Origin of the sequence: Quyinboa sediminis, from assembly GCF_042219855.1 — a bacterium.
Classification (GTDB): Bacteria; Bacteroidota; Bacteroidia; order Bacteroidales; family UBA5342; genus JBHJHP01.
This window is the reverse complement of record NZ_JBHJHP010000004.1, coordinates 379,136-394,751: the sequence shown is the minus strand read 5'-3', so window position 1 is coordinate 394,751 and position 15,616 is coordinate 379,136. Positions and strand designations below refer to the sequence as shown.

General features: G+C 40.1%; 14 protein-coding genes. 9 read left to right on the top strand and 5 right to left on the bottom strand.

The annotated features are described in order from the left end of the window. Positions 1-328 precede the first annotated feature (328 nt). Genes ACE1EF_RS12055 through ACE1EF_RS12045 form a run of 3 tightly spaced genes read right to left on the bottom strand, consistent with a single transcriptional unit; the run spans position 329 to position 3,272 of the window. Complete coding sequence (locus ACE1EF_RS12055; protein WP_375720921.1) at positions 329-1,621, bottom strand: hypothetical protein; 1,293 nt, start codon at positions 1,619-1,621, stop codon at positions 329-331. A gap of 37 nt (positions 1,622-1,658) precedes the next feature. Continuing rightward, entirely contained in the window at positions 1,659-2,648 is a 990-nt protein-coding gene (locus ACE1EF_RS12050; RefSeq protein ID WP_375720920.1) for a FecR family protein, read from the bottom strand. A 36-nt stretch (positions 2,649-2,684) separates the two neighbouring features. After that, positions 2,685-3,272 (bottom strand): RNA polymerase sigma factor, encoded by a 588-nt coding sequence (locus ACE1EF_RS12045; RefSeq protein ID WP_375720919.1) that lies wholly within the window; start codon positions 3,270-3,272, stop codon positions 2,685-2,687. A gap of 153 nt (positions 3,273-3,425) precedes the next feature. On the opposite strand from ACE1EF_RS12045, the gene ACE1EF_RS12040 reads away from it, so the two are divergent. The 7 genes from ACE1EF_RS12040 (at position 3,426) to hydE (ending at position 12,428) form a co-directional block, all read left to right on the top strand. Next, on the top strand, positions 3,426-5,927 hold the full coding sequence (locus ACE1EF_RS12040) for a PAS domain S-box protein (RefSeq protein WP_375720918.1): 2,502 nt from the start codon (positions 3,426-3,428) through the stop codon (positions 5,925-5,927). Positions 5,928-5,988: 61 nt separating this feature from the next. Further along, complete coding sequence (locus ACE1EF_RS12035) at positions 5,989-6,798, top strand: hypothetical protein (protein WP_375720917.1); 810 nt, start codon at positions 5,989-5,991, stop codon at positions 6,796-6,798. A 164-nt stretch (positions 6,799-6,962) separates the two neighbouring features. After that, positions 6,963-7,208, top strand: a complete 246-nt coding sequence (locus tag ACE1EF_RS12030; RefSeq protein WP_375720916.1) for a TM1266 family iron-only hydrogenase system putative regulator — start codon at positions 6,963-6,965, stop codon at positions 7,206-7,208. Between the two features lie 10 nt (positions 7,209-7,218). After that, entirely contained in the window at positions 7,219-8,643 is a 1,425-nt protein-coding gene (gene hydG, locus ACE1EF_RS12025) for a [FeFe] hydrogenase H-cluster radical SAM maturase HydG (protein ID WP_375720915.1), read from the top strand. Between the two features lie 10 nt (positions 8,644-8,653). Continuing rightward, positions 8,654-10,093, top strand: coding sequence for a lyase family protein (locus tag ACE1EF_RS12020; protein WP_375720914.1), 1,440 nt, complete (start codon positions 8,654-8,656; stop codon positions 10,091-10,093). A gap of 8 nt (positions 10,094-10,101) precedes the next feature. Continuing rightward, positions 10,102-11,328, top strand: a complete 1,227-nt coding sequence (gene hydF, locus ACE1EF_RS12015) for a [FeFe] hydrogenase H-cluster maturation GTPase HydF (RefSeq protein WP_375720913.1) — start codon at positions 10,102-10,104, stop codon at positions 11,326-11,328. A gap of 14 nt (positions 11,329-11,342) precedes the next feature. Further along, positions 11,343-12,428, top strand: coding sequence for a [FeFe] hydrogenase H-cluster radical SAM maturase HydE (gene hydE, locus ACE1EF_RS12010; RefSeq protein ID WP_375720912.1), 1,086 nt, complete (start codon positions 11,343-11,345; stop codon positions 12,426-12,428). 51 nt (positions 12,429-12,479) lie between these two features. On the opposite strand, the gene rbr is transcribed toward hydE, so the two are convergent. Next, complete coding sequence (rbr, locus tag ACE1EF_RS12005) at positions 12,480-13,055, bottom strand: rubrerythrin (protein ID WP_375720911.1); 576 nt, start codon at positions 13,053-13,055, stop codon at positions 12,480-12,482. A 51-nt stretch (positions 13,056-13,106) separates the two neighbouring features. Beyond that, the gene (locus tag ACE1EF_RS12000) at positions 13,107-13,886 is read right to left on the bottom strand and encodes a flavin reductase (protein WP_375720910.1); all 780 of its coding nucleotides are present in this window, start codon (positions 13,884-13,886) and stop codon (positions 13,107-13,109) included. 332 nt (positions 13,887-14,218) lie between these two features. Between ACE1EF_RS12000 and ACE1EF_RS11995 the strand changes: the two genes are divergently transcribed. Both ACE1EF_RS11995 and ACE1EF_RS11990 read left to right on the top strand, forming a co-directional pair. Next, the gene (locus tag ACE1EF_RS11995; protein WP_375720909.1) at positions 14,219-14,557 is read left to right on the top strand and encodes a cation transporter; all 339 of its coding nucleotides are present in this window, start codon (positions 14,219-14,221) and stop codon (positions 14,555-14,557) included. A 21-nt stretch (positions 14,558-14,578) separates the two neighbouring features. Then, complete coding sequence (locus ACE1EF_RS11990; RefSeq protein ID WP_375720908.1) at positions 14,579-15,610, top strand: 4Fe-4S dicluster domain-containing protein; 1,032 nt, start codon at positions 14,579-14,581, stop codon at positions 15,608-15,610. The last annotated feature ends 6 nt before the right edge of the window (positions 15,611-15,616 follow it).

Below are 15,616 nucleotides of genomic sequence, written 5' to 3'. Positions count from 1 at the left end.
CATCTCCCGCCGGAGCATGCCTTTCTTGACCAAGAAGAGATGGTGGTTTTCTGTAGTGTATATGGATACCACCATTTCGACTTTAAGACTGACGAAGATAAAAATTGAAGTTAACCCACTTAATTTGACCAAAATCTCTCAAAGCATGAATCTCTTCGTCATCTCATGAGTGTTTCGTATTAATCAGTATATCTTTTTTATTCCGTAATAACTTTTATAACGTATGCTCCTGGCAGGTCATGAAACAGAAATAAGTCATAATACACCTTAATGACAATATTAAAAATAAAAACACGTACAATTAACTTAAATTTCACAGAAATTTGTGTCAGAATTTGACACCAAGAGAAAATCCGAGCCCCTGCCGCCTTTGATGCACCGGATATATTTTAGCAAAATCAGAGTTCATTTGCCAATCGTAATTTAACTTCACAAACCAATTCATCTTTTCAGATAAAGGACTTTCAAAGCCAACACCCAACGAGAAAAAAGCACTGATCGGGCTTAGAGGCAGATCCGCCAATGGGACTAATTCGCCATAAGGTGACTCAGACAAAGCCATTCCCTTAGCCGATAATAAAAAATCCATGATTAATCCGGCTTCTCCAAAAAACTTACTCTTTTTAAAAACGGGAACTTCCCATCCCAGGTAGATCGGTACAGACAGGAACACAAATTCGTTTTTTCCGGAATAGGAATAATCTGAGGTATCTCTTTTATACTCAGGATTTGTGCTGTAATGATAAGTTGTATCATAATCATAGAACCATAAGGTGTCAGATCCGGGGAAATATATAAAGATAGAATCTGTCTTAAAAATTTCTGTTTCCATGCTTACATGGTAATCCACCACGTGTGATGAATCCGTTGTTATTGTCCTGAAACTATAATCGCTGTTCCAGCTGCTTTTTCCAAAACCAACACCGGTTTTAAAATAGAATTTTTCGTTCAGATTAACCTGCGCGAGTACCCCAAGCCTGTATGTTCCGGGATTACCTTCAGAATTCTGATACAACGAATCTGTATATTCCATATTCCGTGGAACACCGGTTCGCTTAACCTGGTAAAAATTATAGTTATAAAAACCCAGCAACTGTATTCGGGGCTTATCCATGTATAGTGTATCGTAAACCGGATATGGATCTTTAACAAAGATTGTATCAAACAGCGTATCTGTTTTGAAAACGATGACCGTATCACGTTTAAGAACTTTCACATGTACGGTATCCTTACGCAGGACATTCTGGACCAGGGTATCCCGCACTACAATATTGCGGGGTCGCAAGGTCGATGGTTTATAGATTACAACATTTCTTCCGAGTGGATAATACGAGAGTGAATCAGACTGTAAAAGCGAATCCAGCGCATTATAAAGCGGTAAATCCTTAACAATAAAAGTTCTTCTGGTCTGATCATCAAATAAACCATCTTTGTATGAGAAGACGATGTTATTATTTCGTTCAATCAGGCTCAATATTTCCCTTATTTGGGTATTCTGTGCATTTACAGTTATCTTGGTGGTATATAACAACAGGTTATCCTGTCCTGATAAACTGATAGAATTCAGAACAAAAAAGAAGAAAAACAAGAATGGTAAGAGATATAATTTTCTACTCTTCACCCGCATATTAAAGGTTTTGTCAAATATAGTGATTTAATTACTGAACGCAACCGTCACCAATAATTATATACATTTCGCCGTTATCAATCACTTCAACATTCAGTGATTTTTCCAGCATGGTTAAAACCTCTTTTTGCGGGGTATTATCAATTTTCGTGGTAAGCATACAGTTTCTCAGATTCTGATCAGCAATAACAATCTTTTTATCATAAACCTGATTGAGATCTTTAATGACTTTAGACAAGGGTGAAGATTCAAATACCAGAACCTTAGTAAGCCAAGCTTTATAATTTGCATCATTAACTTTACTTTCCCGGGTGGATTTATTTCCCCAGTTTACAGAACACTGATCACCGGGTTCCAGGTAAGCAATAAAATTGTTATCGGGGTAGCTGACTTTAACTTTACCGGTTTCAACGGTTACTGTCGTAACCTGAAGCAATGTATCGTTGTGCACATCAAAAGAAGTCCCTAGCACTTCTACTTCAACCGGTCCGGCTTTAACTACAAACGGATGCTTTTCATTGTGATGCACATTAAAAAATGCCTGACCGTTCAGTTTAACCTTACGCTTTTCTTCCGTAAAACGGGACGGGTAAGTCAATTCACTTTCTTTATTTAAGGTGACTTCAGTCTTATCCGGCAAATCCTGATCAAGAATCTCAACATTGGTTGCAACAACAACCTGATTCACACTTCTTGTGCTTAAGAACAGTGCCGTTAAACCGATACTTAATACTATAAGAACTGAAGCAGCTATTCTCAAAAAGGGAGTAAGTTTAAAAATATTTCCGGCAACAGCGGTTTCTTTCAGGAAATTCTCATACGCCTTTTCACTGTCAAAGTTTACGTGCGCATTATTTAGTCTATCGCAGAGTGCAACGGTTTCCTGATAGTATTTCCTGTTTGATCCGGATTCCTTAATCCAATTCAGGAGGGCCAACTGTTCATCTTTTGAAGCATCGTTATTCTTATAACGTACAATCAGTCGGTCAATTTCATCAATATGTTTAGATTCAATCATCATCTTTCGAGAAATAGACAATTACCTGTTAACTACTACTTACTCATCCGCAAAAAATTTTTTATCACCCAAAGTTTCGCGGAGCTTCTGTAAGCCTTTTACAATATGCGTCTCAACCGTTCTATATGATATTCCCAACTGCTCAGCAATTTCTTTATGCTTCATCCCTTTAAAATATTTAAGCTTAAAAATCTCGCTCTTTTTAGGAGGAAGATCATTAATTGCATCCATTAATGTTTTATTCAACCGGTCCTCATATTCCTCATCCGGACTTTCGTAGGCAGCAGCATCAAGTTCCGATTTGATGTTGTCAGCATGTTTATCGATGACCTGTCTGTGCTTTAATTCATTAATGCTGTTGTTATGAACGGTTCTGTACAAAAAAGACGAGATAGAGTTTATCTCGGTAATTTTTCGTCTCTGCTCCCAAAGTTTAACCATTGTTTTCTGGACAATATCTTCAGCGGTAATGTCATCCTGAAAGAATTTATAGGCATAATAGCACAATGGCTTATAATATTCATTATAAACAATCGCAAACGCCTGTTTATCACCTTTTGCTATCCTTTCCAGTATTTCCTTATCCTGCAAAATAAAAACCAGATTTAATACTGCAAGTATACACATTTAGAAACAGAGATAAAAATTATTCCAATTGAGGAAAAACCTTTATCTTCAAGTCTTCAAAACATATTACAACGACAAATATACTAAAAGTCGTTAGGAATTAACAATTATTTAATATAAATTTGAAACCAATTTATTCTTAGGTAACATTTAATGAAAATATCTGAGCAAGCAGTTGATATCAGAACATCGGATTTAAAGCAAATTCTAACTGATTTTTCCGGAGGAAAAACCAGCATGGAAGATTGTATCAAACTTATCCAGAACATATCGCAACATCAGATTACAGAAACAAATGAGGCATTGCAGATCAGCGATGGAAAATATAATCTGATTGCTGAAAATTCTGAAGATGTGGTCTGGACAATGAATCTGAAAGGAGAATTTACCTATATCAGTCCTTCCATTGTAAAACTCAGAGGATGTACCGTAGAAGAGGCAATGAAGGAGACCATCTTTGATACCCTTAGTCCTGAGTTTATTCCTGAAGTTTCTGAAATGATTAAACAAGGGTTCTACTACCTGGAACAGAATAAAGTTTATCCCAAAGTAAATGTTCAGCTTAAACAACTGCACAAGGACGGCACCTCATTTTGGGTCGAACTAAATATAAAAGGTATTTATAACAATTCGGGCGAGTGCATCGGTATTCTGGGTGTTACAAAAAACATAGATCAGAAAAAGCTTACCCAGGAAAAACTAAGGGAAAGCATTGATAATTTTACGGGCTTATTCAACACAATAAAAGAGGCGATCTACATTCAGAGTTTAACCGGAGAGTTTATTGAGGTTAATAAAGGGGCTGTTGAAATGTATGGTTACCCGAGAGAATACTTTTTAGGTAAAAAACCGGAACATCTGGCAGCGGAAGGGATGAATGATCTCAATATGCTTGCCCGGTCACTGTCTAAAGTGATTGATGGTGAAGAACAGGAATTTGAATTCTGGGGCCAACGCAGTAACGGAGAAGTATTTCCGAAGCTTGTAAATTTATATCCCGGATATTATATGGGGGAATCCGTCATAATTGCCCTGGCAAAAGACATAACCGAAATTAAGCGATACGAGGAAGAGATAAAAGCCGATCGAAACCTATTGCAAACCATTATCAACAGTGCGCCGTTTGAAATTTATGTAAAAGATCTGAAGCGGAAAAAAATCATGTCCAATAATCGTGGTATTCCTGAACTGGGTCTAAAATCCGGCGATTTAAAAAACAAAACTGACGAAGAGATATTTCCTGAAAAACTTTCTGATATTTTTAGAACAGATGATCTTGATGTTATACATCATGGAAAATCAATTATCAACAAGGAAGAATGCATTAATCTTTCAAAGCAGGATAAGATATGGTACCTGACCTCCAAAGTCCCATGGAAAGACAGCAATAATAATGTAAAAGGAATAGTTGGTTTTGGAATGGACATTACAGAACAGAAAAAGTCTTCCAGGATACAGCGCATGCTTTATAATATTTCTGTTTCGGCCATTAAATCCACCTCGCTGCACGAACTGATTAAAGTTATTCATAATGAACTGGAAGAAGTGATTGACACTTCCAATTTCCTTTGTGCTCTTTATAATGAAGAGCGAGATATGCTGTATGCACCTTATTTTACTGATGAGAAGGATAAAATTGAGGAATGGTCTGCTAAAAAATCAATCACAGGTTACACCATTGAGCAGAAAAAACCTTTGGTTCTGAAAGAAGATGATATCCGAAAAATGACGGAAGAAGGTACAATAAACCTTGTTGGATCGATGCCGAAATGCTGGATAAGTGTTCCCTTGATTTCAGAGAGTGATCCAATAGGAGCACTGGTCATGCAGAACTATCATTCGGAAGATGCACTCAACGACACCCATCTGGAGATCCTTGAACTTGTTGCGCACGAAATGAGCATCTTTATTTATAAAAAACGTACAGAAGCAGAATTAATCAGGGCTAAAGAAAAGGCTGAAGAGAGTGACAAGCTCAAGTCAACATTTCTGGCCAACATGAGCCATGAAATCAGAACGCCGATGAATGCCATTGTTGGATTTTCTGAACTCATTAATGAATATGATCTTGATAAGGAAGAAAGACAACACTATACCGAAATCATTCAGCAACGTTCGGTGGATTTATTAACGCTGATTGATGATATCCTGGATATTTCAAAAATTGAGGTCGGTCAAATAAAAATTATTAAATCCGACGAAAATATTTCGGATATCCTTCAAAAGCTTTATGAAAGTTTTAATATGCTTTGGATCAAGTCAGGTAAATCGGCAGTAGACTTTAAACTTAATATTGAAACGGATGAAAATACGGTTCTGAATACGGATCCTGCCCGCGTCAGACAAATTATAACAAACCTTCTGAATAACGCGTTTAAGTTTACTGAAAGCGGTGAAATTATACTGGGATGCAAGCGGACTGAAAATAATTTTGTTAAAATCTACGTTTCAGATACTGGTGTTGGAATTGAAAAGAACAAACAGGCCATGATTTTTGAGCGGTTCAGACAAGCCGATGAGAAAGCAAGTCAGAAAGGAGGCGCAGGTATTGGTTTATCAATTTCAAAAGGCCTGGTGGAAATACTGGGTGGTGAAATCAGCTTAAATTCTGTTTCAGGCAAGGGTTCCACATTCAGTTTTACACTACCTTTGTAATTATTAATCAAACAATTAAACACAACCACGTTTGATTACGTTATACTTAAAATTGATAATTATGAAAAAACTTAAGCTTATTGCAGCACTGTTTGCAGTGTTTGTCTCATTTTCATTTATAAATGCACAAAACGGCCCGTATTCTGTAATCGGAAATACAAAAGTTTTTACAACTACACTGGAATATGACGGAAATCCCAATCCCGCTTTTCAGGTTATATTTGAAGGAGATAGAAAAGAACTGGAAGATGCGTGGCAAGACTTTTTAAAGGACAACTATGATGTCAGGCTTAAAAGATCGGGAAGTTTACGTATTGCTCCTGATATTCATCTGCCGGATATTACCAATAAGCAGGTAACATTATATTCCATGGTGAATGAAAAAGCTCCTGAAGCAGGATTAACAGTTGCAATTTCCGTAAACCGCTATGAATACCTTTCAAAAAAAGAATATCCGGAAGAGAGCGAAAAAATTGAGACATTTATAAAACGCTTTGTTAAATTTTATCAGCTGCGACTTGTAGCAAACGAAATGGAAAAAATACAGGATGTTCACGATGATGTTGAATCAGATCTTGAAAAAGCGATGAAGGATAAAGCAGATGTGGATAAAGATATCGTCAAACTTCAGGGCGATATATTAAAGGACAAGTCTGATGTCAGCAAAAATGAAAAGAAAATTCTGGAATTAGAAGCTGAAAACAAAGAGTTGCAAAGTGAAATTACCGAAATGGAAAATAATATTGAGCAGCTTAAACTAAACCTTGAAAACAAGGTAAAAGACGTACAGGTAAAACGCGATCTTTTAAAGGTTCAGCAGGAAAAACTCGATAAAATAAATGAAAAGAAACAATTGATTCTTTCAGAATAAAAGACATAATAACCCGGACAAAGCACCGGGTTATTTTTTCTTTTTAATTAAAGAAATATTTCTCTAATTAAAAGTTTTTTATACCTTTGTTCCGTAATCTGAAAAGCTGATTTATCGGCCCGAAGATCTCAATTAATATTTAACTGACCCAAAGGATTTTTCTAATGGAGAAGCGATTAGGAGCCCTGCTCATACTTATAAAAAACAAGGACCACGTTCAGCAACTGAACATGATCCTGTCAGAACAATCACCCGTAATCATTGCCAGACAAGGCCTTCCTCTAAAAGAAAAATCAGTAAGTGTTATATCGCTCGTCGTTGAAGGAACAACTGATGAGATTAGTACATTAAGCGGTAAGCTTGGGAGATTAAAAGGAATTACCGTAAAATCGGTATTAGCGAAAGAATAAAGAGGAAACCATGAAATTTACACCACAGAAGTATGCTGTTGAGGATAAGCCTCATGAACCGTTTATAGATGTAAACGAGATAGAATATTACCTGAAACGTCCAAAACCATCAAAAGAACGCATCAGTGAGATCATCACTAAATCTGTATCGAAGCAACGGTTGGCTCTTGACGAAGTAGCAGATTTATTAAATGCCAGCGATGCAGATTCCATAGAGCAGATAAAAGCCGGTGCCCGAAAACTGAAAGAAGCGGTATACGGCAATCGCATTGTGCTTTTCGCACCATTGTACGTAGGAAATAAATGCACAAACAACTGCCAGTATTGCGGATTCAGGGTCACCAATAAAGAGGCTGAACGTCATACCCTGGATCAGGATGAACTGATTCGCGAAGTTATGGCACTGGAGGATAATGGTCAGAAGCGATTGATCCTGGTTTATGGTGAACATCCAAAGTACAATGCTGATTTTATTGCAGATTCCGTAAGAACAGTGTATAAGGTAAAAAAAGGAAACGGTGAAATACGACGGGTCAATATCAATGCAGCTCCGTTGGACACCGAAGGATTCAGAAAAGTTAAGGAAGCCGGCATTGGCACTTACCAGATCTTTCAGGAAACCTACCATCCGGAGATTTACAAAAAATTTCATCCTTCAGGTAAAAAAGCAGATTACAACTACCGGCTCACTTCGCTAGACAGGGCACAGGATGTGGGACTGGATGATGTAGGTATTGGTGCCCTGTTCGGACTTTATGACTGGAAATTTGAGGTGATGGCACTTGTCCGGCACACCAACCACCTGGAAGCCTGCTACAACATTGGTCCGCATACCATATCATTCCCCAGGTTGCAGGAAGCACACGATGTAAAACTGGATAAAGACTATACCGTATCAGATGAGGATTTTTCTAGGTTGGTTGCCATATTGAGACTGGCCGTTCCGTATACCGGACTCATACTAACAGCACGCGAAAATGCAGCATTGCGTAAAGAGGTAATGCGTTTTGGTGTTTCACAGATTGACGGCGGAACCAAAATAGAAATTGGAGCCTATGCGGCCGCAAAAGCCGATCAGCATATCGATAAGGAGCAGTTCAGAATTAACGATGAGCGGTCATTGAACGAAATTATAGACGAACTGCTTGACAATGATTATCTTCCGTCCTTCTGTACGGCCTGCTACCGTTTAGGCCGAACCGGCGAACACTTCATGGAGTTTTCGGTTCCCGGATTTATCAAGCGGTTCTGCTCCCCAAATGCCATTCTGACCCTGGCAGAATACCTGGTGGATTATGCCCCGGCAAAAACAGCAGAAAAGGGATGGGAAGTGATAGAAAAGAACATTAAAGAGCTCAACGGCCATGCCAACGTGCCGGAGCTTCGTAATCGAATTGATAAAATTAAAGCCGGAAATCGCGATCTTTACTTTTAACTTATCTGATATGACGAGAACAGAAACCGATTTCATTGGACCCGTTGAAATTCCAGAAGAGGCACTTTTTGGCATAAACGCTGTAAGAGCCAGAGAAAACTTTCCGGACCATACACCATTTCATAAGGAATGGTATAAAGCGGTGGGCATCGTAAAACAATCCTGCTATATCACTGCACGACACTTTTTCAGCGCCGCATCAAAACAGTTCGACCTTCATACATCAAACATCAGGGTAATTCCTGAAGCACAACTTCATATTCTGGAATCCGTTGCAGCAAAAGTGGCTCAGGGGGACTGGTACGATCAGTTTATTGTTCCTGCAGTACAGGGCGGTGCCGGAACAAGCATCAACATGAATATCAATGAAATCATTGCCAATGCGGCTTTGGTTCACACAGGTAAAAAACCTGGCACCTACTCTGTTATTGATCCGGTGGAGCATGCCAACATTTTCCAGTCCACAAACGACGTCATCCCCACAGCGCTTAAAGTAGCGGTGATGCATTTGCTTAATGCGCTGGAAGAAGAGATCAACAGGCTGCGTCATGCCGTAGAACTGAAAGAGCAGGATGGTCGCAATAAACTCAGGGTTGGCTATACACAAATGCAGGAAGCTGTTCCAACATCCTTCGACAGACTGTTCAGCACCTATAGTGATGCGCTTTCACGTGACTGGTGGCGGGTATCCAAATGTTTTGAACGCATAAAGACCGTCAATCTCGGTGGCAGTGCCATCGGTTCAGGCCTTACAGTTCCGCGTTATGTCGTAATGGAAGTGGTTCAGGTTTTGAAGGAACTGACAGGCTTACCGGTAACCCGGAGCGAAAACATGCATGACGCAACCGGGAATCTGGATAGTTTTGTGGAGATTCATGCCATTTTAAAGGCACATGCTGTAAATCTTGAAAAAATGGTGAACGACCTGCGGTTGTTGGCTTCAGATACGCATGTTATAAAAGAACTGGAGATTCCAAAACAACAGGTTGGCAGTTCCATAATGCCAGCCAAAGTAAACCCTGTCATCCCGGAATTTGTAATCAGTGCCAGCCACACCGTTTACAGCAACGACATACTCATCAGCAATCTTTGCGCACAGGGCTGTCTGGAACTCAATGCCTATCTGCCGGTCATCGGTCATAAACTTCTGGACTCCTTAAAACTGCTGATCGCTTCTTGCCAGACCTTAAAGAAAAATATGATCGAGGGCATCCGGATCAACAGTGACACTGCATACAACAAGTTGATCCACAGTCCGGCCATAGCGACAGCCCTGCTCCCGGTTCTGGGCTATCACAAATCCGCAGAACTGGCAAAAGCTATGACGGCTAATCAACAATCCATATTCGAGGCAAATGCCAGTCTCCAGTTGATTGAAGCTGAAAAACTGGAATCTTTAATGAAACCTGAAAACCTTTTAAAAGAAGGGTTTTCACTAAAAGATATTTAGAATCACAGATGAAAGGACGAGAATTAAAACCACATATTGGTATTTTTGGCCGTCGCAATTACGGAAAGAGCTCGATCATCAACGTGCTAACCGGACAGGACATTGCCATTGTTTCCGACACGCCGGGAACCACGACTGATCCGGTTAAAAAGTCCATTGAAATACATGGGATTGGCCCTGTAGTTTTAGTGGATACTGCCGGGATTGATGATACAGGAAGTTTAGGTGAACAGCGAATAAAAAAAACCCGGCAGGCCATCCAGTCCATCGACCTGGGTATTATTGTGATCAATAATAACGAGATTGGTGAAGAAGAAACGCGCCTTTTTCATGATTTGTACGATTTTGGAGTCCCTGCTTTGTTTATTCACAATAAATCGGATCTTTCACCATTAACAGTCGCGACCCAACATACAATAGCCGGAAAGTTCAGTTCAGCTGTTGTTGATTTTTCAACGGTTGAGCCCAAAAACAGTGAAGAGTTGATTCAGGCGATCAGAACAGCAATTCCTGCCACTGCCTATCAGACGGCTTCCATGCTGGGCGACCTTTTAAGCTATGGCGATATTGTTTTACTGATTGTTCCCATCGATATTGAAGCACCGGATGGCCGGCTGATTCTTCCTCAGGTTCAGGCAATAAGGGATATTCTGGATAACGACAGTGTAGCCATTGTGCTGAAAGAACGCGAGGTGGACGCATTTCTTAAGAAAACCGGCATCAAACCCAAACTGGCCGTCACAGACAGTTCTATCTTTTTAAAAGCAGATGCTTCCATACCAAAAGACATACCATTGACCGGATTCAGCGTGGTTCTGGCAAGATTTAAGGGAGACTTTCCAAAGTATCTTGAAGGCACACCCAAAATCAGTGAACTGAACGATGGTGACCGGATTTTGTTGTTGGAATCCTGCACACATCATGTGTCATGCGACGATATCGGCCGCGTAAAAATTCCGCGCTGGATCAGTAATTTCACCGGCAAACAACTGGAATACGATGTGGTATCCGGACTAGACAAACTGGAACGTCCCATTACGGACTATGCCCTGGTCATTCAGTGCGGCGGCTGTATGATTACCAGGAAACAGCTGATCAACAGACTCAAACCAGCCATAGATGCAGGAATACCTGTAACCAATTATGGCATGTCCATTGCCTGGGTTCAGGGCATTTACAAGCGGGCCATTGCACCTTTTGTAAAAACAACAGAAACAGCTGAAGACTACCTTTAATCTTTACCACAACCATGCAAGGCATAGCACATATACTGAAAGCAAACACCCTGACGAAAGCAAACATAATTGCACTTTTAAATGCTGAAGGCGAAGATAAAAGGCTGCTTTTTGAAACATCCTCTCGTGTAAAAAAACAATATGTGGATGACAAGGTCTACTTCAGGGGACTGATTGAATTCTCGAATGTATGTGATAAAAATTGCTTTTACTGCGGAATCCGTAAGGATAACTCCAAAGTAAAACGCTACAATTTAAGTGATGAAGAAATCGTAAATGCAGCCATTTTTGCCTGGAAGAACAAGTATGCATCCATTGTGATGCAATCGGGTGAATTAAGCGGTTCTGTATTTGTGAACCGGATTGACCGGCTGCTGAAAACCATTCATCAAAAAACAAACGGTGAACTGCATGTCACGCTTTCGTGTGGAGAGCAAAGCAAAGAAACCTACAGGCGATGGATGGAAAGTGGCGCTCACCGATATTTACTTCGCATAGAATCAAGTAATCCTGACCTCTATAAAAAGCTGCATCCCGATGACGGGAAACATCGCTTTGAAAACCGCATCAGGGCACTAAAAGATTTACAGGATAGCGGCTATCAAACCGGAACCGGTGTAATGATCGGGCTACCGTTTCAAACCATGGATGATCTGGCAAAAGATCTTTTGTTTATGCAGGAATTTAATATTGATATGGTTGGTATGGGCCCTTACATTGAACATCGCGATACACCTCTTTACAGGTACAAAGATCAGCTTCTGCCCATCGAAGAGCGCTTTCAACTGACGCTGAAAATGGTTGCCATCCTCAGGATCATGATGAAAGACATTAATATTGCCTCAGCAACAGCACTGCAGGCCATCGATAAAATCGGACGGGAAAAAGCCATAAAAATCGGTGCCAACGTGATTATGCCGAACATTACACCAGGAAAATACCGCGATGATTATAAATTGTACGAAAACAAGCCTTGTACTGATGAAAATGCGGAAGACTGCTCTAATTGTCTTGAAGCCCGAATAGCACTGGCAGAAAATGAGGTAGCATTGGGCGAATGGGGCGACTCTAAACATTTTCAGTTCAGAACCAAACAATAAAAAAGAGCTGTAACATAACGAAACAGCTCTGGTAATACTGGATGTATAATATCAATAGTTTTCCTCTTTAATCTCGAAATATGCCTGCGGATGCTGGCATCCCGGACAAACCTTCGGTGGCTTGGTTCCTTCATGTAAATATCCGCAAACACGGCACTTCCATGTCACCTTACCTTCACGTTCGAATACCTTTCCGTTTTCAAGATTTTCGTACAGTTTTTTATAGCGTGCTTCATGCGCTGCTTCAACTTTAGCAATTATCTTGAATGCCACGGCCACTTCCTTAAAACCCTCATCCTCAGCGATTTTAGCAAATTCAGGATATAATTCGGTCCACTCTTCATTCTCCCCGTTAGCTGCTTCTTTCAGGTTTTCAAGGGTTGAGCCGATAACGCCTGCCGGATAGCTGGCCGTAATTTCTACCATTCCGCCTTCAAGAAATCTGAAAAACCGTTTGGCATGTGCTTTTTCATTCACCGCTGTTTCTTCAAAAATGGCAGCTATCTGCTCCAGGCCTTCTTTTCTGGCTTGTTTTGCAAAATAATTGTACCGCATACGGGCCTGGGATTCACCCGCAAATGCTTTGAGCAGGTTTTGCTCTGTTTGAGATCCTTTTAAACTTTTCATGTGTTTTATTTTTGTTGATGTAAATACAATAGTGGGATATGAATAAACCTTCTAAGTGATCACCTCGAACATGTCCTTTGTGGCACCACAATTGGGACAAACCCAGTCATCGGGAATATCTTCGAATGGTGTTCCGGGAGGTATACCGCCATCAGGATCACCTTTTTCAGGATCATAAATATAGCCACAAACAAGGCACTGTGCCCCCCCTTCGTTCTCTTTTGCTTCCTTATCATCCCAGATTGCCTCCTCTTCATGCGCTTTTTTATTATCGCTTTCCTCCTGCTGTTTTCTTTCTTCCTGCTCCTTTTTAATCTTTTTTCTGTCAATATATGTTGGAGCATTCGGTGGGGCTATTCCACGTTTTACGTTCCTGTAGTATGCATACGTGAGCGGATCCATATCCGGTTCCAGTAATGCATCATTAATAACCTCACCGACAAATAAGGTATGGCTCCCGACATCTAACTGCATTGTGACCTTGCATTCAAACCAGGCGACACACTCACTTCGCACGATAGGCACACCGGTCTCACCATATATATAATCAATGCCATCGCTGAACTTATCTGTTTTATTGCTGGTTTCATATCCAAACTGCAGAATTACAGATTTGTCAGCTTCCTGCCGTAAAACCGAAACAGCAAATACGCCGCTATCCCTGATAACTTTATTTGTATGATTATCCTTATGACAGCTTATAGCCAGCTGAGGTGGCTCAGCAGTAACCTGAAACGCGGTATTGGCAATGTAACCGCTTTTATAGTCCTTATCACCGGAACAGATAACAAAGAGCCCGTAACTTATTTTATAAAATGCTTCGTAATTCATGATTTAATTAGCTGAGGTTCGCGTAAAGATAAGCAATATGATCCGTAGAAAACAGCAAACATAAAACATTTTAAACCGGTACTGTTTTGAATGAAGATATAGATTTCAACTGTGTTTGTTAAAAAATTCGATTTTTTGTGAATTTTTTTAACTCTGACATGAACTTTTCATTCACTTAATTGTACTTATAAACGACCAATCCTATTAATTTGGTCTGATTAAAATTTTTGGGGAAAATTTGAGTTAATTTTAACGAGTTTAAATAATAATTATTACTTTTATATAAGAGAGTCATAAATATCTCTGATTATCAACCACTAACAAAATAAGCTATGCGAAACATCTTTTCAATCCTCTCCCTTGCACTGCTATTATTGATAAGCGCATGCAATAATAAAAAAAGTACCACAGAAAACTCTGAAGCCACCGATGCGAAAATAGAATTACAAACCTACAATTTTGATGTTGAAGGCATGACCTGTACAGGTTGTGAACAAACCATACAGGCCAACGTAAGAAAACTGGAAGGTATTCAGCTTGTTTCGGCTTCTCATACCGACAAAAATGCTGTTGTAAGTTTCGATCCGGATAAAACGGACACAACAGCCATTAAACAAGCAATAGTTGGTTCTGGTTATACAGTTACAGGAATAACACAATCTTTAGAATAACGAATTAGTAAACACCCCGATATGAGTGACAAACCGAATAACAATCCAACAGGTCCGGTAAGGGACAGCAGGGAATCCCGGAGGGAATTTGTTAAGAAATTCGGTATTGCTGGTGCGGCACTTACTGTTGGTGCTGCCGCTATATATACCGGTCATAAATTTGAACAGGAGAAGGAATATGTTACCGTTTTAACGGAAGACAATAAACTTGTAAATGTTCCAAAAGACCAGATGAAGGATATTAAACTTGATCTGGACGAGTTACAGGCAAGAGGCCGTGAAGGTCTGGAAGGTAAAAGCTGGGTTATGGTTATTGACCTTGCTAAATGCCGGAATGCCAGAAAATGTATTAACGCCTGCCAGACGGCTCATGAGTTGCGTCCGTATGAATATCATATCAACACACTGGTCATGCAGGAAGATGAGTCAACAGAGCCATACTTCATGCCTAAACCATGTCAGCACTGTGATAATCCGCCATGTACTGCTGTCTGTCCTGTCAATGCCACCTTTAAGCGCCAGGATGGGATTGTTTTGATCGATAATGAACGTTGTATTGGTTGCCGGTTTTGTATGGCAGCCTGTCCGTATTCAGCAAGGATTTTCCATTGGAACGCACCTTTAAAGTCTGACGAATATAAACAGAACAGAGAGGAATACGAAGAAGCCGTTGAGCGGGGTGATTTTGAGAAAGCCAAAGCGCTAAAGAAAAAGGTGGAATACAATGTAGAACTTAATGTTCCGCAGAAAAAAGGAACCATCACAAAATGTCTTTTCAGTGCCGACAGGTTACGGGAGGGCAAAATGCCTTATTGTGTTTCAGCTTGTCCTAACGGTGTATTCTGGTATGGCGACAAAAACGAAGATGCTGTCACCAACGGAACGACCAAGGAAACCGTTCGTTTCAGTCAGTTGATTGAGGAAAAAGGAGGATATCGTCTGATGCCGGAACTTGGAACCGAACCAAGAGTTTATTATCTCCCACCCAAAGAGCGGGCTTTTAAATTTCCGGATGAGAAACCACCAAAAGACAGTTACACTAACGAAGCATAATACCAT